The sequence below is a fragment of the Streptomyces sp. KLMMK genome, assembly GCF_036961605.1.
Taxonomy (GTDB): Bacteria; Actinomycetota; Actinomycetes; order Streptomycetales; family Streptomycetaceae; genus Streptomyces; species Streptomyces telluris.
Window position 1 is genome coordinate 16541 of record NZ_JBAMDC010000038.1, and the last position, 19020, is coordinate 35560.

General features: G+C 71.2%; 17 protein-coding genes, 1 tRNA gene and 1 riboswitch. Of the genes, 14 read left to right on the plus strand and 4 right to left on the minus strand.

The window, feature by feature from the left end; all coding sequences use genetic code 11:
• Positions 1-66 precede the first annotated feature (66 nt).
• The 11 genes from V7793_RS10135 (at position 67) to V7793_RS10185 (ending at position 12400) form a co-directional block, all read left to right on the plus strand.
• Positions 67-1029 carry a nucleoside triphosphate pyrophosphohydrolase gene (locus V7793_RS10135; protein WP_336004553.1) on the plus strand — a complete coding sequence of 321 codons (963 nt, stop codon included), beginning with the start codon at positions 67-69 and terminating at the stop codon, positions 1027-1029.
• Positions 1030-1123: 94 nt separating this feature from the next.
• Positions 1124-1567: a DUF6479 family protein gene (locus V7793_RS10140; RefSeq protein WP_336004557.1), complete on the plus strand. Its 444-nt coding sequence runs from the start codon at positions 1124-1126 to the stop codon at positions 1565-1567.
• 106 nt (positions 1568-1673) lie between these two features.
• Positions 1674-2966, plus strand: coding sequence for a cytochrome P450 family protein (locus tag V7793_RS10145; RefSeq protein WP_336004561.1), 1293 nt, complete (start codon positions 1674-1676; stop codon positions 2964-2966).
• Between the two features lie 113 nt (positions 2967-3079).
• On the plus strand, positions 3080-4204 hold the full coding sequence (locus V7793_RS10150) for a transglycosylase family protein (RefSeq protein WP_336004564.1): 1125 nt from the start codon (positions 3080-3082) through the stop codon (positions 4202-4204).
• A gap of 260 nt (positions 4205-4464) precedes the next feature.
• Positions 4465-4645, plus strand: a riboswitch (cyclic di-AMP (ydaO/yuaA leader).
• Positions 4646-4648: 3 nt separating this feature from the next.
• On the plus strand, positions 4649-5398 hold the full coding sequence (locus V7793_RS10155; RefSeq protein WP_336004567.1) for a transglycosylase family protein: 750 nt from the start codon (positions 4649-4651) through the stop codon (positions 5396-5398).
• 256 nt (positions 5399-5654) lie between these two features.
• Positions 5655-6935 (plus strand): phosphopyruvate hydratase, encoded by a 1281-nt coding sequence (gene eno / locus V7793_RS10160; RefSeq protein ID WP_058046615.1) that lies wholly within the window; start codon positions 5655-5657, stop codon positions 6933-6935.
• Positions 6936-7082: 147 nt separating this feature from the next.
• Entirely contained in the window at positions 7083-7547 is a 465-nt protein-coding gene (locus V7793_RS10165) for an FtsB family cell division protein (RefSeq protein ID WP_336004574.1), read from the plus strand.
• 92 nt (positions 7548-7639) lie between these two features.
• A complete protein-coding gene (locus tag V7793_RS10170; protein WP_336004578.1) occupies positions 7640-8170 on the plus strand; it encodes a DUF501 domain-containing protein in 531 nt (176 codons plus the stop codon).
• A complete protein-coding gene (locus V7793_RS10175; protein WP_336004580.1) occupies positions 8167-9108 on the plus strand; it encodes a Ppx/GppA phosphatase family protein in 942 nt (313 codons plus the stop codon). Before V7793_RS10170 ends, V7793_RS10175 begins: the two co-directional genes overlap by 4 nt.
• A gap of 380 nt (positions 9109-9488) precedes the next feature.
• The gene (locus tag V7793_RS10180) at positions 9489-10880 is read left to right on the plus strand and encodes an NAD(P)/FAD-dependent oxidoreductase (RefSeq protein WP_058046611.1); all 1392 of its coding nucleotides are present in this window, start codon (positions 9489-9491) and stop codon (positions 10878-10880) included.
• 194 nt (positions 10881-11074) lie between these two features.
• Positions 11075-12400 carry a cyclopropane-fatty-acyl-phospholipid synthase family protein gene (locus tag V7793_RS10185; protein WP_336004583.1) on the plus strand — a complete coding sequence of 442 codons (1326 nt, stop codon included), beginning with the start codon at positions 11075-11077 and terminating at the stop codon, positions 12398-12400.
• A gap of 69 nt (positions 12401-12469) precedes the next feature.
• On the opposite strand, the gene V7793_RS10190 is transcribed toward V7793_RS10185, so the two are convergent.
• The gene (locus V7793_RS10190) at positions 12470-14986 is read right to left on the minus strand and encodes an ABC transporter permease (RefSeq protein WP_336004586.1); all 2517 of its coding nucleotides are present in this window, start codon (positions 14984-14986) and stop codon (positions 12470-12472) included.
• 73 nt (positions 14987-15059) lie between these two features.
• Positions 15060-15842: an ABC transporter ATP-binding protein gene (locus tag V7793_RS10195; protein WP_336004590.1), complete on the minus strand. Its 783-nt coding sequence runs from the start codon at positions 15840-15842 to the stop codon at positions 15060-15062.
• Between the two features lie 428 nt (positions 15843-16270).
• Here V7793_RS10195 and V7793_RS10200 point away from each other — a divergent pair.
• Both V7793_RS10200 and V7793_RS10205 read left to right on the plus strand, forming a co-directional pair.
• Positions 16271-16353, plus strand: a tRNA-Leu gene (locus V7793_RS10200).
• A 180-nt stretch (positions 16354-16533) separates the two neighbouring features.
• Positions 16534-17406, plus strand: a complete 873-nt coding sequence (locus tag V7793_RS10205; protein WP_336004592.1) for a Bax inhibitor-1/YccA family protein — start codon at positions 16534-16536, stop codon at positions 17404-17406.
• A 166-nt stretch (positions 17407-17572) separates the two neighbouring features.
• Here V7793_RS10205 and V7793_RS10210 read toward each other — a convergent pair whose 3' ends face one another.
• Positions 17573-17803 carry a DUF4287 domain-containing protein gene (locus V7793_RS10210; RefSeq protein ID WP_030365184.1) on the minus strand — a complete coding sequence of 77 codons (231 nt, stop codon included), beginning with the start codon at positions 17801-17803 and terminating at the stop codon, positions 17573-17575.
• Between the two features lie 98 nt (positions 17804-17901).
• Between V7793_RS10210 and V7793_RS10215 the strand changes: the two genes are divergently transcribed.
• Positions 17902-18240: a hypothetical protein gene (locus V7793_RS10215; protein ID WP_336004593.1), complete on the plus strand. Its 339-nt coding sequence runs from the start codon at positions 17902-17904 to the stop codon at positions 18238-18240.
• A 144-nt stretch (positions 18241-18384) separates the two neighbouring features.
• Here the strand turns inward: V7793_RS10215 and V7793_RS10220 are convergent.
• Positions 18385-19020 (minus strand): hypothetical protein (locus V7793_RS10220; RefSeq protein WP_336004597.1); only part of this gene is annotated, 636 nt, incomplete at its 5' end.

A 19020-nucleotide genomic window follows, 5' to 3' on the forward strand; every position in this document is an offset into this window, starting at 1 on the left:
CCCCGCTCGTGCCCTGCCGGCGCCCGGCGTGCGCCGCGCCCGGCCCGGTCCCCTAGGCTCGATCGCGTGAACGACTCCGCACCTGGCCGCATCGTCCTGCTCACCACCAGCCACCGGGTCGCCCCGGGGCTGCTGTCCTGGCCCGCGTGGCAGGCGCTCCGCGCCGCCGACCGGGTGCTGTGCGCCGACGCCGGCCACCCGCAGCTGCCGTACCTGCGGGAGGCCGGCGTCGAGGTCGAGCACGGCTCGGCCACGGCGCGCGAGCTGGTCGACTTCTGTTCGACCGGGCGGCGCAGCGCCGTCGTGCTCACCTCCGCCGAGGGCGAGTCCGCCCTCACCGACGGGCTGGCCCGGCTCGCCGGCTCCGGCCGGGAGACGATGCCCGCGCTGGAGCTGCTGCCCGGTTCGTACGACCTGCCCGGTGCCCGGCTGCTGGACCTGGTGCAGGTCATGGACCGGATCCGGGTGGCCTGCCCGTGGAGCGGGGTCCGCACCCACGAGGACCTCGCGAAGTACGCGCTGGAGGAGACGTACGAGCTGCTGGAGGCCATCGAGACCGGTGACCGCGAGGCGCTGCGCGAGGAGCTCGGCGACGTGCTGCTGCAGGTCGTCTTCCACGCCCGGATCGCGCAGGACGACCCGGACGAGCCGTTCTCCGTCGACGACGTCGCCGGCGTGATCGTCGACAAGCTCATCCACCGGCACCCGCACGTCTTCGGCGAGGAGTCCGCGCAGACGCCGGAGGACGTGCGGGCGCACTGGATGCGCACGAAGGACGCGGAGAAGGGCCGCGAGTCGGTCACCGAGGGCGTGCCGCTCGGCCAGCCCGCGCTCGCCCTGGCCGCGAAGCTGGCCTCCCGGGTGCGCTCGCAGGGCCTCGACGTCACCCTGCCCGCCGGCGACGGCATCGGCTACGAGCTGCTGGCGCTGGCCGTACGGGCGGAGGCGGCGGGCACGGACCCGGAGACGGCGCTGCGGGCCGCGGCCCGCACGTACCGCGACGCGATCCGCGCCGCGGAGGGTGTGTAGCGGCTCCCCCTGGCTCTCCCCTGGGGGAGAGCCGCCGACACCCGTTCAGCCTATTTACCGACTTGTCCCGGCGGTCGGCGGGTACCCGCATGGCATGCGCATTCAGTACGTACACCTCGCCGACCTCGCCGCCCCGCACTGGGCCGGCGGGATCATCCAGTTCATCGTCGGCCTCTTCGTCGTCGCCCTGCTGATCGTCGCCGTGGTCAAGGGCTTCCGGAAGCGTGACGAGGAACCGCCGCCTCCGTCCCAGCCGCAGCGCAGGCAGGGCGCCTGGCAGACGCGGCAGGAGCACGACACCGGGCCCACCTCGCCCGACCACGGGCCGGGGCACAACGACGACGAGGAGAACAGGGTCGGCTACGTCACCGAGCACCGTGAAGCGGACGAGCTGCACCCCGAGGCGAACGGGGAGCGGGTGCTGCCGCACGAGGTGCGCAACCCCGGCAGCCACCCCGAGGAGCTCAGCGAGGAGCGCAAGAAGTGGAACCCGGGCGGCAGCGGCGGCTTCGGCAGCGGCGGCCCCGGCCACCACTGAGCCCGGCCCCGGCCACCAGCGAGCCCGGCCCCGGCCACCAGCCGAGCCCGCCCCTGCCCGGCACGGAGCCCGAGCCGCCCCGCCGCGCCCCTAGTAGCGTCAAGGGGTGCACGACAAGAACGCCTCGCCGGTCCCGCCCGCCCCGCCCCTCTTCACCTGGGAATTCGCCGCCGACCCGTACCCCGCGTACGCGTGGCTGCGCGAGCACGCCCCGGTGCACCGCACCGCGCTGCCCAGCGGCGTGGAGGCGTGGCTGGTCACCCGGTACGCCGATGCCCGCCAGGCGCTCGCCGACCAGCGCCTGTCGAAGAACCCCGTGCACCACTCCGAGTCCGCCCACGGCAAGGGCAAGGTCGGCATCCCGGGCGAGCGCAGCGCCAACCTGATGACGCACCTGCTCAACATCGACCCGCCGGACCACACCCGGCTGCGCCGCCTCGTCTCGAAGGCGTTCACCCCGCGCCGGGTCGCCGAGTTCGCGCCCCGGGTGCAGGAGCTGACGGACCGGCTCATCGACGGCTTCGCCGCCCGGGGGGAAGCCGACCTCATCCACGAGTTCGCCTTCCCGCTCCCCATCTATGCGATCTGCGACATGCTCGGCGTGCCGCGCGAGGACCAGGACGACTTCCGGGACTGGGCGGGAATGATGATCCGCCACGGCGGCGGGCCGCGCGGCGGAGTGGCGCGCTCCGTGAAGAAGATGCGGGGCTATCTGACCGAGCTGATCCACCGTAAAAGGGAGGATCTCGGCGAAGACCTCATCTCCGGTCTGATCAGGGCGAGTGACCACGGCGAGCACCTCACCGAGGACGAGGCCGCGGCCATGGCCTTCATCCTGCTCTTTGCGGGTTTTGAAACAACTGTGAACCTGATCGGTAACGGAACCTACGCCCTCCTGCGCAATCCGGAGCAGCGCGAGCGTCTCCAGCGCGCCCTCGCCGAGGGCGACGAGGGCCTGCTCGCGACCGGGGTCGAGGAACTGCTGCGCTACGACGGACCGGTGGAGCTCGCGACCTGGCGGTTCGCCACCCGGGACCTGACGATCGGCGGGCAGCGCATCGCCGAGGGCGACCCCGTCCTCGTCGTCCTCGCGGCCGCCGACCGCGACCCCGAGCGCTTCGCCGACCCTGATGCGCTGGACCTCTCCCGGCGCGACAACCAGCACCTCGGCTACGGCCACGGCATCCACTACTGCCTGGGCGCGCCCCTCGCCCGCCTGGAGGGCCAGACGGCTCTGGCGACCCTGCTGAGGCGCCTTCCCGACCTGCGGCTGGGGGCCGATCCGGAGGAGCTGCGGTGGCGCGGCGGGCTCATCATGCGCGGTCTGCGCACCCTGCCCGTGGCCTTTACACCTGAAGACATTCCGGGCACAACCGCCCAGGAGGGGCCGCCCGCCTGACCTCACGTCAGTCGGCGTGATCTCGGCGTGACCTCCGCTACATCGGCTTGTGACTCCGGTGGGCCGTCGCTATCTTCAACCACCATTCGCCGCCGAACGAGAGGCAACCGCCCATGAGACCCGGAAACGGCCGACATCGCCGCCCCCGTCAGATACCCGCCATCATGGTCGCCGCGGGGGTGACCGCCTCCGGAATCGCCATGCCGCTGCTGGCGGCCACCGGCGCGTCGGCAGCCGACGCCGGCACCTGGGACCGTGTGGCCCAGTGCGAGAGCGACGGCATGTGGAGCGCCAACTCCGGTAACGGGACCTACGGGGGACTGCAGCTGACCCAGGACCTCTGGGAGCGCCACGGCGGCCGCGAGTACGCCCCCCGGCCCGACCTCGCCAGCCGTGCGCAGCAGATCACCGTCGCCGAGCAGATCCTCGAGAGCAGAGGCACCAGCCCCTGGTCGAGCTGCGCGGCGAGCGCGGGCCTCACCTCGGGCGGGACCCCGGCGGAGGTCAACCCGGGCGGCACACACGCCCCCGCGAGCGACTCGACGCCTTCACGCGCCCCGGAGCGCACCACTTCGCACTCCACGCCGTCCGAGCCGTCCGAGCCCTCCGAGCACGACAAGCCTTCTGACGCGTCCACGTCTCCCTCGCCGTCCGGAAAGCCGTCGCCGGGTTCCTCGACGAGCCCCTCGGCCGACCCCTCCACGCAGCCTTCGGGGCAGCCGTCGACCGGCCGGCCGTCGCCGGGCCAGTCCTCCGGTCAGCCGTCCGGCCGGCCCTCCGGCAGCCCGTCGTCCGACGCGCCGTCACCCGACGCCTCGGGCACGCCGGGCGACGGGAAGTCCGGTGAGCCGCAGGAAGGCCGGCACCGCAAGCCCTCGACGTCCCCCACGGACGACCCGACCCGGATCCCGGACGGTTCCGCCACACCCGCTGCCGGCGATTCCGGTTCGCCTGCGGGGCAGCTGCCCGGCGAGGGCGGCACGGGTACGGGCAAGCACCGTGCCGACCCGTCGCGTTCGGAGGACGAGGGCCGTACGTCGCGGGGCGGTGGCGATGCCCGCACCGGCAGCCCCACGCCCACCGACTACACCGTGCGCCCCGGTGACAACCTGTCAGCCATCGCCGAGCAGCATGCGGTCAAGGGGGGTTGGCAGTCTCTGTATCAGCGCAATGAGAAAGCGGTCGGAACCGATCCCGACCTGATCCGTCCTGGTCAGAGGCTCGAGGTCGGTAAATAGACCGGCAGTTCGCGGCGAATGTCCGTTCCAGTCGAAAGTGAGACATGGGTCTCTTTGCCCGGTGGCGGAATGCGGTCTTCCCGAAACTGGCAAACCGTCTCTCACCTGCGGAAACGCGATGTTCCCCTGGGTAGCCAGGGGCAACTGTGGCTGGAAAGAGGGGTTTGAACCCTTGCCGCGACTGTGTTTACCGTCGTGTCCGCTCGCCACCGCGGGCACCACGGTCGCCACGCCGAATCCTGCCGGCGATCGGGGGAGTCGTCGCGCAAGCGCCGTAGGCAGGAGCGGGGGAACCAAGGTAGGCGCCGGAAACGGCTCCTCGGCGAAAGCCGCGGGTCCGGGACCGGCTAGGGGTGAAGCCGAGTGTGCTCGCACACGAAGCCGGGCGAACTCACAGCCCGAACCCGACAGCTCACCTCGTAGGCGTCGGTGAGGAAACGACTTATGTCCAAGGGCAAGCACCGTCGTCCGTCCAAGGCCGTCCGCATCTTCACGCTCGCCGGTGTCACCGGTGCAGCTGTCGCCGCCCCGCTGATGGTCGCCACCTCCGCCAACGCCGCCTCCGTCTCGACGTGGGACAAGGTCGCCCAGTGCGAGTCCGGTGGCAACTGGTCCATCAACACCGGCAACGGCTACTACGGCGGTCTGCAGTTCTCGCAGTCCTCCTGGAACGCCGCCGGCGGCCAGAAGTACGCCGACCGCGCCGACCACGCCTCCAAGAGCGCCCAGATCGCCGTGGCCGAGAAGCTGCTCGCCATGCAGGGCCCGGGCGCCTGGGGCTGTGCCGGTCCCGGCGGCCTGACGGCCGGCGGCCCGAAGGCGAACGTCGACCCGTCCGGTTCGGGCTCGGTCAGCAAGTCCACCAAGTCCTCCCGCACCGGCGGCACCGTCTCGGGCAAGTCCCACGCGGACCGCAGCGAGCGCCAGGCCGCGCCGAAGAAGACCACGCCGAAGCACTCCGCGCCGCAGGCCACCGAGCGCGACGAGGTCCCGGCCCCGAAGCGGACCGCCCCGGGCGGGCAGTCCTACAAGGTCGGCAACGGCGAGTACGAGGTCAAGGAGGGCGACACCCTCTCCAAGATCGCCGAGGCTCAGCACGTCAAGGGCGGCTGGCAGAAGCTGTACGACCGCAACAAGGACATCGTCCAGGACGCGGACGTGATCTACGTCGGCCAGAAGCTGCACCTCAGCTGATCCGGCAGGGCGGCCCGCTCCGGTGGGCCGCCCTTCTCCGCTCCCGGCGGGACCGCCCCGCTCCGATGCGCCGCCCCGAGCGCGCACCGGAGCGGGGCTTAGCCGTTTCCGGATCCGCCATACATACGGTGTTCTGGGCTTTTGTGCTGTTTTTTAGGCTTTTCCGGCCCGGGAAAGCGGTCCAACGGCGAGGCGAGCCTCCGGGGCCCGTTAGGCTCGTGCTGCAGAACCACAGACACACACGAAGGAGACCCTCGTGCCGTCCATCGACGTCGTCGTAGCTCGCGAGATCCTCGACTCGCGAGGCAACCCCACGGTCGAGGTCGAGGTCGGCCTCGACGACGGCTCCACGGGCCGTGCCGCCGTGCCGTCCGGCGCCTCCACCGGCGCCTTCGAGGCCATCGAGCTCCGTGACGGTGACAAGAACCGTTACCTGGGCAAGGGCGTCGAGAAGGCCGTCCTCGCCGTCATCGAGCAGATCGGCCCGGAGCTCGTCGGCTACGACGCCACCGAGCAGCGCCTGATCGACCAGGCCATGTTCGACCTGGACGCCACCGACAACAAGGGCTCGCTCGGCGCCAACGCCATCCTGGGCGTCTCCCTGGCCGTCGCGCACGCCGCCTCCGAGGCGTCCGACCTGCCGCTCTTCCGCTACCTGGGCGGCCCGAACGCGCACCTGCTGCCCGTTCCGATGATGAACATCCTCAACGGTGGGTCGCACGCCGACTCCAACGTGGACATCCAGGAGTTCATGATCGCGCCGATCGGCGCGGAGTCCTTCTCCGAGGCCCTGCGCTGGGGCACCGAGGTCTACCACACCCTCAAGTCGGTCCTGAAGACCAAGGGCCTGTCCACCGGTCTGGGCGACGAGGGCGGCTTCGCGCCGAACCTCGGCTCCAACCGCGAGGCCCTCGACCTCATCCTCGAGGCCATCAAGCAGGCCGGCTACACCCCCGGCCAGGACATCGCGCTCGCGCTCGACGTGGCCGCCTCCGAGTTCTACAAGGACGGCGTCTACAAGTTCGAGGGCCAGGACCGCACGGCCGCCGAGATGACGGACTACTACGCCGAGCTCGTCGCGGCGTACCCGCTCGTCTCCATCGAGGACCCGCTGTTCGAGGACGACTGGGACGGCTGGAAGACCATCACCGAGAAGCTCGGCGACAAGGTCCAGCTCGTCGGCGACGACCTGTTCGTCACCAACCCCGAGCGCCTCGGCCGCGGCATCGAGGAGGGCGCCGCCAACGCCCTGCTGGTCAAGGTCAACCAGATCGGCTCGCTGACCGAGACCCTGGACGCCGTCGAGCTGGCCCAGCGCAACGGCTTCAAGTGCATGATGTCCCACCGCTCCGGCGAGACCGAGGACGTCACCATCGCCGACCTGGCCGTCGCCACCAACTGCGGCCAGATCAAGACCGGTGCCCCGGCCCGCTCCGAGCGCGTCGCCAAGTACAACCAGCTCCTGCGCATCGAGGAGATCCTGGACGACGCCGCGGTCTACGCCGGCCGCAGCGCCTTCCCGCGCTTCAAGGGCTGACACGAGGACACCGCGGGCCGGCACCCGCAGGCCTGACACGGCCTCAGGGGAGCAGCCTCACCACGTCCCCGGCCACGGTCCCGTACCGTGGCCGGGGACGTACGTTCGTAGCGAGGCTGCGGGCGACCAGGACCTCGGGGAGGCGAAGTGGCGGCGGAACGCTCCACCGCGACCAGACTCAGGGCACTCGGCTCGGTGCTCGTCCAGGGCCCCACGGCCCGCGTCTACCGCGCGCGGGGCCCGCGCCGCAGCCGGCTCACCGGCCGTGCGGCGCTGCTGGCGCTCGTGGTGTGCTCGCTGGTCGTCGCCCTCGCCTATCCCATGCGCCAGTGGGTCACCCAGCGCTCCGACATCGCCGATCAGCGCCGCCAGTCCGAGCGCGCCCGCGAGCAGGTGAAGCGGCTGGAGGACGAGAAGGCGCGGCTGGAGGACCCGGCGTACGTCGAGCAGCAGGCGCGCGAGCACCTGCACTACCTGCACCCCGGGGAGACCGGCTACAGCGTGGTCGACGGCAGTGGCACCGCCCGGCGCCCGCGCGACCAGGGCGCCGCCGACCGCCCCTGGTACAGCAACCTGTGGGACGGTGTGGACGCCGCGGACACCCCGCGCTGACCGCGCCCGCCGGCCCCTCTCCTTCCTTCTGCACGACCCGCCTCCCGCACGACCTGCCGACACCACCGAGCGAAGACGACACGAGCGAGCACATGGACACCCCTCCGCCCCAGACCGAGTCCACCGAGCCCACCGACGCCGACATCGAGGCGTTCAAGGAGCAGCTGGGCCGCCCGCCGCGCGGACTGCGCGCCATCGCCCACCGCTGCCCCTGCGGCCTGCCGGACGTGGTCGAGACCGCGCCCCGGCTGCCGGACGGCACGCCGTTCCCGACGACGTACTACCTGACCTGCCCGCGCGCCGCCTCCGCGATCGGCACGCTGGAGGGCTCGGGCCTGATGAAGGAGATGCAGGACCGGCTGGCGACCGACCCGGAGCTGGCCGCCGCCTACCGCGCCGCGCACGAGGACTACCTCCGCCGCCGCGACGCGATCGAGGTCCTGGAGGGCTTCCCGAGCGCGGGCGGCATGCCCGACCGCGTCAAGTGCCTGCACGTCCTGGTGGGTCACTCGCTGGTGGCGGGCCCGGGCGTGAACCCCTTCGGCGACGAGGCGCTGGCGCTGCTGCCGGAGTGGTGGGCCAAGGGCCCGTGCGTCACGCCGTGCGGGGGTGACGAGAAGTGACCCGCGTCGCCGCCGTCGACTGCGGCACCAACTCCATCCGGCTCCTCGTCGCCGATCTCGACCCGGCGACCGGTGCGTTCACCGAGCTCGACCGCCGGATGACGATCGTCCGCCTGGGGCAGGGCGTGGACCGCACGGGCCGGCTGGCGGAGGAGGCCCTGGAGCGGACCTTCGCGGCCTGCCGGGAGTTCGCGGAGGTCATCCGCGACCTGAAGGCCGAGCGCGTGCGGTTCGTCGCCACCTCCGCCTCGCGGGACGCCGAGAACCGCGCGGACTTCGTGCGCGGCGTGGTGGACATCCTGGGCGTGGAGCCCGAGGTGATCAGCGGTGACCAGGAGGCCGAGTTCTCCTTCACCGGCGCCACCAAGGAGCTCTCCGGCCGGGACGACCTGGCCAGGCCGTTCCTCGTCGTGGACATCGGCGGCGGCTCCACGGAGTTCGTCGTCGGCGAGGAGCACGTCCGGGCGGCGCGCAGCGTCGACGTCGGCTGCGTGCGCATGACGGAGCGCCACCTCGTGGCGGACGGCGCCGTGGTGGACCCGGCGACCCCGGAGCGCATCGCGGCGATACGCGCGGACATCGAGGCCGCGCTGGACCTCGCCGAGGAGACCGTCCCGCTGGAAGAGGCCCGTACGCTCGTCGGCCTCGCCGGCTCGGTGACCACGGTCGCGGCGATCGCGCTGGGCCTGACCGAGTACGACTGGACGCGCATCCACCACGCGCGGATCTCCCTGGAGCAGGTCCGGGAGATCACCGGGAAGCTGCTCGCCGCGACGCATGAGCAGCGTGCGGCGATCCCCGTGATCCACCCGGGCCGGGTCGACGTGATCTGCGCCGGGGCGCTCGTCCTGCAGGCCGTCATGGAGCGCGTGGGGGCCCACGAGGTCGTCGTCAGCGAACACGACATTCTGGATGGAATCGCCTGGAGCGTCGCCTGAGAAGGCGGCCCGAGGAGGCCCCTTCGGGGGCCTCCGGGAAAAAGTTCGTGAAATCCTTCACATGAAAAAAGGGAGCGTTGGCGGCGCGAAGGGGCCTGTTGGGCCCTTCCGGGGCCCCCGGAGCCCTCTGCGGTGGGATGCCGTCCGGTTTCGGGCGGGTTAAAGAGCCGCTTATGTGATCGTCGGCGTGGCAGTGGTCTAGTCAACTTGAGACCCGCAAGGCCAGTTCAACAGGGGTTCACAACGTGCCCGCCGGTCAACTGGTTCCCTTACGGGCGTATGGCATGGGTCACGGTGGCGGCGGAGTGTAGCAGATACCCTTCGACCCCTTGTGAAGGGGCTCACGAGCATGCCCGTGGAGAGTGCTGGATACTCGAATCATGAGCACCACGGAGCGTCCACGGATCCTCGTAGTAGGCGGTGGGTACGTCGGCCTGTACGCGGCGCGCCGCATCCTCAAGAAGATGCGGTACGGCGAGGCGACCGTCACGGTCGTCGACCCGCGTTCGTACATGACCTACCAGCCCTTCCTGCCCGAAGCAGCTGCCGGCAGCATCTCCCCCCGCCACGTCGTGGTGCCGCTGCGACGCGTGCTCCCCAAGGCGGAGGTCCTCACCGGCCGCGTCACCACCATCGACCAGGACCGCAAGGTCGCCACCGTCGCGCCGCTCGTCGGCGAGGCGTACGAGCTGCCCTTCGACTACCTGATCGTCACGCTCGGCGCCGTCTCCCGCACCTTCCCGATCCCCGGCCTCGCCGAGAACGGCATCGGCATGAAGGGCGTCGAGGAGGCCATCGGCCTGCGCAACCACGTCCTCGAGCAGCTCGACAAGGCCGACTCGACGACCGACGAGGAGATCCGCCGCAAGGCGCTGACCTTCGTCTTCATCGGCGGCGGCTTCGCGGGTGCGGAGACCATCGGCGAGGTCGAGGACATGGCGCGCGACGCCGCCAAGTACTACCCCAACGTCAAGCGCGAGGACATGCGGTTCGTCCTCGTCGACGCCGCCGACAAGATCCTCCCCGAGGTCGGCCCCAAGCTCGGCGCGTACGGCAAGGCCCACCTGGAGAGCCGCGGCATCGAGATTCACCTCTCGACGTCGATGGACTCCTGCGTCGACGGCCACGTCGTGCTGAAGAACGGCCTCGAGGTCGACTCCAACACCATCGTGTGGACCGCGGGCGTCAAGCCCAACCCGGCGCTGGCCCGCTTCGGCCTGCCGCTCGGCCCGCGCGGTCACGTCGACACCCTGCCGACCCTCCAGGTCAACGGCACCGACTACATCTGGGCCGCTGGCGACAACGCCCAGGTTCCGGACCTCGTCGGCCGCGCCGCGGGCAACGAGAACGCCTGGTGCCCGCCGAACGCCCAGCACGCGCTGCGCCAGGCCAAGGTCCTCGGCGACAACGTCATCTCGGCGATGCGGGGCTTCTCGGCCGCGCAGACCGAGTACAAGCACGCCAACAAGGGTGCGGTGGCGGGCCTCGGCCTCCACAAGGGCGTCGCGATGATCGTCATGGGCAAGATGAAGATCAAGCTCAAGGGCCGTCTCGCCTGGTACATGCACCGTGGCTACCACGGTCTGGCCATGCCGACCTGGAACCGGAAGATCCGCGTCTTCGCGGACTGGACCCTCGGCATGTTCCTCAAGCGCGAGGTCGTCTCGCTGCGCGCCATGGAGAACCCCCGCGAGGAGTTCTACGAGGCCGCGAAGCCGGCCCCGCAGCCCAAGGCCGACTCCGTTCCCTCGGAGAAGGCGAAGGCCTCCTAACGGCGGTCGCGGCTCGGCCGCGGTCAACCAGTCGGCAACGGCGTCCACCAATCCGTGGGGTGGGCGCCTTTGTCGTATGCCCGGCCACCGACAGTTGATCTAATCTGACTGAACGGGACTACCGTGCCGACTCTTGGTGTTTAGGTGTCAGTTGAACGTTTCTCCTGACCTTGCATCATGGAGGTGTGTGCGACATGGCCGACGCCGCTCGACGGCTCACCGCGCTCGCGGAAGAGGTCCTGGGAGCCCCGCTCCCGGTCCGGATCCGCGCCTGGGACCGCAGCGAGTACGGCCCCCCGGGCTCATCCGGTGCCCCCGTCCTGGTCGTCCGCCGCCGCCGCGCCCTGCGCCGGCTGCTGTGGAAGCCGGGCGAGCTGGGCCTCGCCCGCGCCTGGGTCGCGGGCGACATCGACGTCGAGGGCGATCTCTACGAGGCGCTCGAGCTCCTGGCAGGCTCCCTTTGGGAACGCGGCGAGGAATCGCGCCGCTCCGGCCTCGCCGCCCTCCTCTCGGCCGTGCGCGACCCGCGCCTGCGCGCCGCGGGCGGCGAGCTCCTCAAACTGGCCGGCCCCGGGCTGCCGCCCCGGCCGCCCCGCGAGGAGGCCCGCAGGACCGGCGGCCCCCTGCACACCCTGCGCCGCGACAAGCAGTCCATCAGCCACCACTACGACGTCGGCAACACCTTCTACGAGCGCGTCCTCGGCCCCTCCATGGTCTACTCCTGCGCCTACTGGGGGAGCGAGGGGGACGGAGCCTCCACCCTTGAGGAGGCCCAGAGCGCCAAGCTCGACCTCGTCTGCCGCAAGCTCGACCTCCAGCCCGGGCAGCGCCTCCTCGACGTCGGCTGCGGCTGGGGCTCGATGGTGCTCCACGCGGCCCGCGAGTACGGGGTGAGCGCCGTCGGCATCACCCTCTCCGAGGAGCAGGCCGCCTACGCCCGCAAGCGGGTCGCCGAGGCGGGTCTGACGGAGCGCATCGAGATCCGGGTCCAGGACTACCGCGAGATCTCCGACGGCCCCTTCGACGCCGTCTCCTCCATCGGCATGGCCGAGCACGTCGGCTCCGCGCTCTACGCCGAGTACGCCGCCGACCTGTACGCGCTGCTGAAGCCCGGCGGCCGGCTGCTCAACCACCAGATCGCCCGCCGCCCCCTGCGGGACGAGGAGGCGTACGAGGTCGACGAGTTCATCGACCGCTACGTCTTCCCCGACGGCGAGCTCGCCCCCGTGGGGCGGACCGTCGCCCAGCTGGAGGAGGCCGGGTTCGAGGTGCGCGACGTGGAGTCGCTGCGCGAGCACTACGCCCTGACGCTGCGCCAGTGGGTGGTCAACCTCCAGCAGAACTGGCAGGAGGCCGTGCGGCTGACCTCGGCCGGCCGCGCCCGGGTCTGGCGGCTGTACATGGCCGCCTCGGCACTGTCCTTCGAGCGCAACAGGATCGGCGTCAACCAGGTGCTGGCGGTCCGTACGCCCGGGACGGGAGCGGCGGGGATGCCGCTGCGGGCGCGCAACTGGCGCTAGACGCGCGGAGGCCCCGCGGCGCACTGCCGCGGGGCCCCTCTTCCGTGCGTGCCGGTCCGTGCGTGCCGGCTACTCCGCCTTGATGGCGGACAGCATGTTCAGCTTCGCCGCCCGGCGGGCCGGCCACAGCGCGGCCAGCACGCCGACCACCGCGGCCAGCAGCAGGAACAGGCCCATCCGGCCCCACGGGAGCACGAGCTCGTAGGTGCTCAGACCCTTGCGGATGAGGTCGCCCGCGGCCCAGCCGAAGAAGACGCCCAGGCCCACGCCCATCACGCCGCCGAAGAGCGAGATGACCAGCGACTCCAGACGGACCATCCGCTTGATGCCCTTGCGGTCCAGGCCGATGGCGCGCAGCATGCCGATCTCCTGCTGGCGCTCGAAGACGGACATGGCCAGGGTGTTGATGACGCCGAGGACGGCGACGATCACGGCCATGGCCAGCAGGCCGTACAGCATATTCAGCAGGAGATTGATCATCCTGGAGATGCCGTCGGAGATGTCCTGCTTGGTCTGGATCTGAATGGCGGGGTTGTCGCCGAGGGCCTTGCGCAGAGAGTCCTTGACGGCCTCGCCGGCGCCGTTCTTGGTCTTGACCATCACCTGGTTGTCGTTGATCTCGCTCAGGTGCGGGGTCAGGGTCCGGTTGTCGACCATGATGCCGCGCATCAGGTCGTTGCCCTTGTAGACGCCGGCGACCGTCAGACGGCCCTTCTTGCCGTCCTCGAAGGTCACGTCGAAGGACGAGCCGGTCTTCCAGCGGTTGATGCGGGAGAGGGCGTCGTCGATGACGACCTTGTCACCGGCGACGGTGAACCTGCCCGAGGTGAAGTCCAGCTTCGCCAGCTTCTCGACGGCCTCGCCGTTGACGCCCCTGAGCAGCTGGTGGTCGCCGTCGATGCGGGCCGGGGACTGACGCATCGGGCTGGTGGCCGTGACGTCGGGGTGCGCGGCGAGCTTCTTCTCCACGTCCGGGGAGAGCGGGGTCATGCTCGCCATGGAGACGACGTAGTCGGCCTTGAGGGACTCCGTGGCCATCTTGTCGATGGCCTTCTGGACGCTGCCCGCGATCACGGTCAGACCGGTGATCAGGGTGAGGCCGATCATCAGCGCGGAGGCGGTCGCGGCGGTGCGGCGCGGGTTGCGCACGGCGTTCTGCCGGGCGAGCCTGCCGGGCATGCCGAACAGGCGCAGCAGCGGGGCCCACGCGGCGATCACCGGGCGGGACAGCAGCGGGGTCAGGACGAAGATGCCGATGAGGACGACGGCCGCGCCCAGGCCCAGCACGGTGGAGCTGCTCGCCGTCAGCACGACGGCCGCGCCGAGGGCGGTGATGGCGCCGCCGATGCTGTTGCGCACGACCAGGGACTTGGTGGTGGCCACGGCGTGGATGCTGTTCATCGCGGCGACCGGCGGGATCTTGGCGGCGCGGCGGCCGGGCAGCCAGGCGGCCAGCATCGTGACGACGATGCCGACGACCAGCGAGACCAGGACCGTGTTCGGGGCGATCACCAGCGGGCCGTCGGGGATGCTGTTGCCCGTGCTGCTGATGAGCGAGCGCAGGCCGGCGCCGATGCCGATGCCCGCGATCAGTCCGGCGATACCGGCGACCGCGCCCACGACGAACGCCTCGATCAGCACGGAGCGGGTGATCTGGCGGCGGCTCGCGCCGACCGCGCGCATCAGGGCCAGCTCCTTGGTGCGCTGGGCGACCAGCATGGTGAAGGTGTTGGCGATGATGAAGATGCCGACGAAGAGCGAGATGCCGGCGAAGACCAGGAGGCTGGTCCGCATGCCGTCCATGCTCTGCGCGATGATCTTCGCCTCGTCGTCGGCCAGCTCCTTGCCCGTGACCGACTTCGCGTCCTTCGGCAGGACCTTGTCGACGGCGGACTTCAGCGCGGTCTGCGAGGTGCCGGCGGCGGCCTTCACGTCGATCTGGCTGAACTCGCCGGGCTTGCCGTAGAGCTTCTGCGCGGTCGGGGTGTCGAAGAGGGCCAGGCTGCCACCGGCGGAGACGGCACCGTCGTCCGTGGTGAAGATGCCGGTGATCTTCTGCGAGAGCACGGGGCCGTCGACGGAGATCCGGACGGTGTCGCCGGCCTTGTAGCCGGCGCGCTCGGCGGTCCTGGCGTCGAGGGCGATCTCACCGGAGCCCTGCGGCGCGCGGCCGCTCTTCATGGGGTAGCGGGCGTCCTTGCCGCCGGGGCCCGGGTAGTAGTTGGCGCCGGAGGAGGAGAAGCCCTCGCCTATCAGCTTGCCGTGCTTGTCGGCGATCGCCGCGAAGCCGTTGACGGAGCCGGTGGCGGAGGCCGCGCCGGGCACCTTGGCGGCCCGGTCCAGCAGGCCCTGGCTGAGCCGGGGGGTCTCGCCGGGCTTGCCGTCCTCGCCGTCCTGGTGACGGGGCTGGACGGCGACGTCGACCTTGTCGTAGCCCTTCTGGGAGCTCTTCCGGTAGGCGTCGGAGATGGTCGAGGTGAAGACCAGGGTGCCGGAGACGAAGGCCACGCCGAGCATCACGGCGAGTACGGTCATCAGCAGCCGGGCCTTGTGCGCGAGCACGTTGCGCAAGGCGGTACGGAACATGGTCTGTGTGTCCTGGGGGAGTGGGCCCGTGCCGGGCCGTCGTCGGGAGGCTGGGAAGCGGCGGAGCCGTCTCTCAGCTCGTGCGGCCCTTGGCGTCGAAGCGCTTCATGCGGTCGAGGACCGCGTCCGCGGTGGGCTCGCGCATCTCGTCGACGATGCGGCCGTCGGCGAGGAAGACCACGCGGTCGGCGTAGGACGCGGCCACGGGGTCGTGGGTGACCATGACGACGGTCTGGCCGAGCTCGCGCACCGAGTTGCGCAGGAAGCCCAGGACCTCGGCGCCGGAGCGCGAGTCGAGGTTTCCGGTGGGCTCGTCCGCGAACATGATCTCGGGCTTGCCGGCGAGGGCGCGGGCGACGGCCACGCGCTGCTGCTGACCGCCGGAGAGCTGGTTGGGGCGGTGCTTGAGGCGCCCGGAGAGGCCGACGGTCTCGACGACCATGTCCAGCCACTGGCGGTCGGGCTTCCGGCCGGCGATGTCCATCGGCAGGGTGATGTTCTCCAGCGCGGTCAGCGTCGGGAGGAGGTTGAACGCCTGGAAGATGAAGCCGATCTTGTCGCGCCGCAGCCGCGTGAGCTTCTTGTCGTTGAGCGTGGTCAGCTCGGTGTCGCCGATCGTGGCCGAGCCGCCGGAGACCGAGTCCAGGCCCGCCATGCAGTGCATCAGCGTGGACTTGCCGGAGCCCGAGGGGCCCATGATCGCGGTGAACTCGGCCTGCCGGAATTCGACGGAGACCGCGTCGAGGGCGACCACCTGGGTCTCGCCCTGTCCGTAGACCTTGGAGAGGCCCGTGGCGCGGGCCGCCACTGCCGTGGGGCGGGCGGCGGTCTGGACGCCGTAGGGGGAGGTGGTCACGGGGCGGACTCCTGTCGGGACGACGGTTGTGGGTACTCCTCCATCGTCCGTGCCGCGCGGCCTCCCGGGATCAGACCCAGCTCCCGTTCCCGGGGCAGACCTCGGTCTGACCCGGGAGGGCGCTCCTCCTCCTTGGGTATGACGCCGGGCACCGCCCCGGAGGCGGCCCCGGGCCCGGGGGACGGGGCGGCGAGATTGCGACAATTCCGCAGGCCGCCCGGCGTCCCCCGGTGAACGGGCGGTATCGGCCCGTGGCATGTGCCTTTGGCGTCGTTCCTGCACTGATGCACCCTCAGTTGCCAATAAAATAAGACAACCTCGGGTCATCGTTCCGCTGTTTGGGGGGCGCTCCCCGGCTAGGCTCGTCCTGCTCTCCTCTTACCAGGGAGGCTCGCGCGCCTTTCCCTGCCTGTACGCCCGAGAGCGCTGCCCGGATGGTGGAATGCAGACACGGCGAGCTTAAACCTCGCTGGCCCTTCGGGCCGTGCCGGTTCAAGTCCGGCTCCGGGCACTCACCTGCTCTGTGTCCCCCACTCTCCGTAGGGAACCGGGTGCCGCCCGTTTGCGTTCTCCCCCTAGTGGTGGGGGAGGGTGCGCCGGAAAAGATCCTTCCCAAGCACGAGCGCATTCTTTTGCCTACCTATTACTCTTGGTCGCAAGGCCGCGCAGGGTGGCCATGGATGGAGTGAGGATGAGGAGCAGCAACCCGGTCTTCTCGCGGCGGTTCCGCGGCAACAACGGCTACGCGGGCTTCAACGCGGCGCCGCAGGCCGGGACCGCGGCCCAGGGCAACCCGTACGCGAACAATCCGTACGCGCAGCAGCCCGCCAACCCGTACGCCACCAACCCCTACGCCCAGGGCGGCCCGGATCTCCAGCAGGGCTATCCGCAGGCCCCCGCCGCCACGGGCCGTATGACGATGGACGACGTCGTCATGCGCACCGGCATGACGCTCGGCACGGTCATCCTGGCCGCGGCCGTCGGCTGGGGGCTGAACGTCCCGGTCGCGCTCGGCTACGGCGCCGGCTTCGTCGCGATGCTCCTGGGCTTCGCCCAGTCGATCTTCCTGCGCAAGCCGGTCCCCGCGGTGATCCTCGCGTACGCCGCGTTCGAGGGCCTCTTCCTCGGCGTGGTCAGCAAGGCCTTCAACCACTACGCGCAGGGCGCCCCGGTCCAGGCCGTGCTCGGCACGATGCTCGTCTCGGTCGGCGTGCTCATCGCGTACAAGACCCGCCTGATCCGCGTCAACCGCCGCTTCACCCGCTTCGTGACGGCCGCCGTGATCGGCTTCGTCCTGCTGATGATGGTGAACATGCTGTTCGCCGTGATCGGCGGCGGCGACGGCCTCGGCCTGCGCACGGGCTGGCTGGGCATCGTCGTCGGCGTCGTCGGCGTGCTGATCGGCGCGGCCGTTCTCGCGCTCGACTTCAAGCAGGTCGAGGACGGCATTCAGTACGGTGCGCCCCGCGAGGAGTCGTGGTTCTCGGCCTTCGGCCTCACGGTCTCGCTGGTGTGGATCTACATCCAGATGCTGCAGCTGATCGGCATCCTCAACGAGGACTAGCCGGTCGGCAGTGAATGCAGTCGGAGAACGGCGCCGGTGAACGATCTCTGTGAGCGAAGGGCCCGGGAGGATTTCCCGGGCCCTTTGCCGTATGCGCCTTCGGATCCGCATCAGGCGGACGAACGGGGGTGTCGTCCGCCCCGTGCGGAGTGCGGTGGGCGCCGCGCTACAGAAGCTTCCGGGCGGCCCGCCGGAGGTCGTACTCGTGGACGATCGCCTTGGCGTGGCCATATGCGAGGTCGTGCTCTCCGCGCAGCCAGCTGACCTTCTCCTCGAAGCGGAAGAGAGAAGGGCCTTCCTCGACCGTGCGCAGCCAGTCGGCCACTTCGCGGCCGGTGCAATGGGGGATTCGGGAGAGCAGGTTCCGGTGGGTCTCGTCGGAGAAGACGTGGGACATCGGCGCCTCCGGACGCGTCGAATGATGGTCCTTCATGTCACCGTGCCCGACTGTGCAGACGTTGGCAACACTCCCGCAACGGCGCATAGGCTCGCGCTGTGGATGATGTGACGTCTCTTCTGGCCGCCGTGGACGCTTTCGCCGACCGGCTGCGTGCCCTGCCGCAGTCCCGCCTGAGCAGGGGAGCGGCCGCGGAAGCGCTGTCCCTCGCCCGGGAACTGGCGGTGCGGGCGCAGCGGATCGAGGAACCTGGGACCGTGGTGCCGAGGGAAATGCCCGAAGCGGGGATGTTCGCGGTCGCCGACCAAGTGGCGGTGGCCGGTCACGATTTGGCCGAGGCCCTCGCGGCCGACGGCGCCGAGCGGGCGCCGCAGGGGGGCGGCGCGGCGGAGGCGGTGGCGCTGATCGAGGCGGCGGCGAAGCGGTGCGGCCTGTAGCGGGTGCCGTACGGGCCCGGTGGGCCCGGCGGGCCCGGCACCGAGCCGGGTGCCGCCGTCGTGGTGGCGCGCCGCCGCGGCGGAGTCAGGGATGCGGGCATCCCTGACCTGGGCACGCGCCGCGTCGTCGAACCCGTCACGCCGTCACAGCGACGCGATCACCCGGTCCGCCAGGACGTAGACCTTCTCCGTCCCGCAACCGAAGGTCAGGGCGTACGCGCCGGAGACCCCGGAGCCGCCCAGCAGGACGGGGGCGTCGCCGGCGTCCAGGGCGTCCGAGAGACGCTCGGCGGTCTCGCGGTGGCCGGGGGTCATGCAGACGGTGGTGCCGTCGGCGAAGACGTAGACGTCGAGCGTGCCGAGCGGGCCGGGGCGCACGTCGGTCAGCGGGACGCGGGCCTCCGCGAGCTCGCCGAGCCGCTCCACCGTGCTCTCGTGGTCGCCGGTGGCCGCCACGGGCGAGAAGTCGGGGTGGGAGGGGTGGCGGCGACGGGCGGCGGCCAGCTCGGGGGAGTCCGCGGCCTCGGCCTCGGCGGCCGCGGCCTCCGAGAACTCGGCGAGCTCGGCCAGACCGGCGAGCTCGGCCAGCGGCTCCAGGCCGACGAGGTCGGCCTGGCGGGGGAGGTAGAGGCCGCCGTAGGGGCCCTCGGCGAGGTCGTCGCCGAGGCCGGGCAGGCCGGACAGGGACGGGACGTCGCCGGCTCCGCCGAGCTCGCGGGCCTCCTGGGCGGCCCAGAACGCACGGGCCTCGGCGAGCTCGCGCTCGCGCTCCTCGGCGAG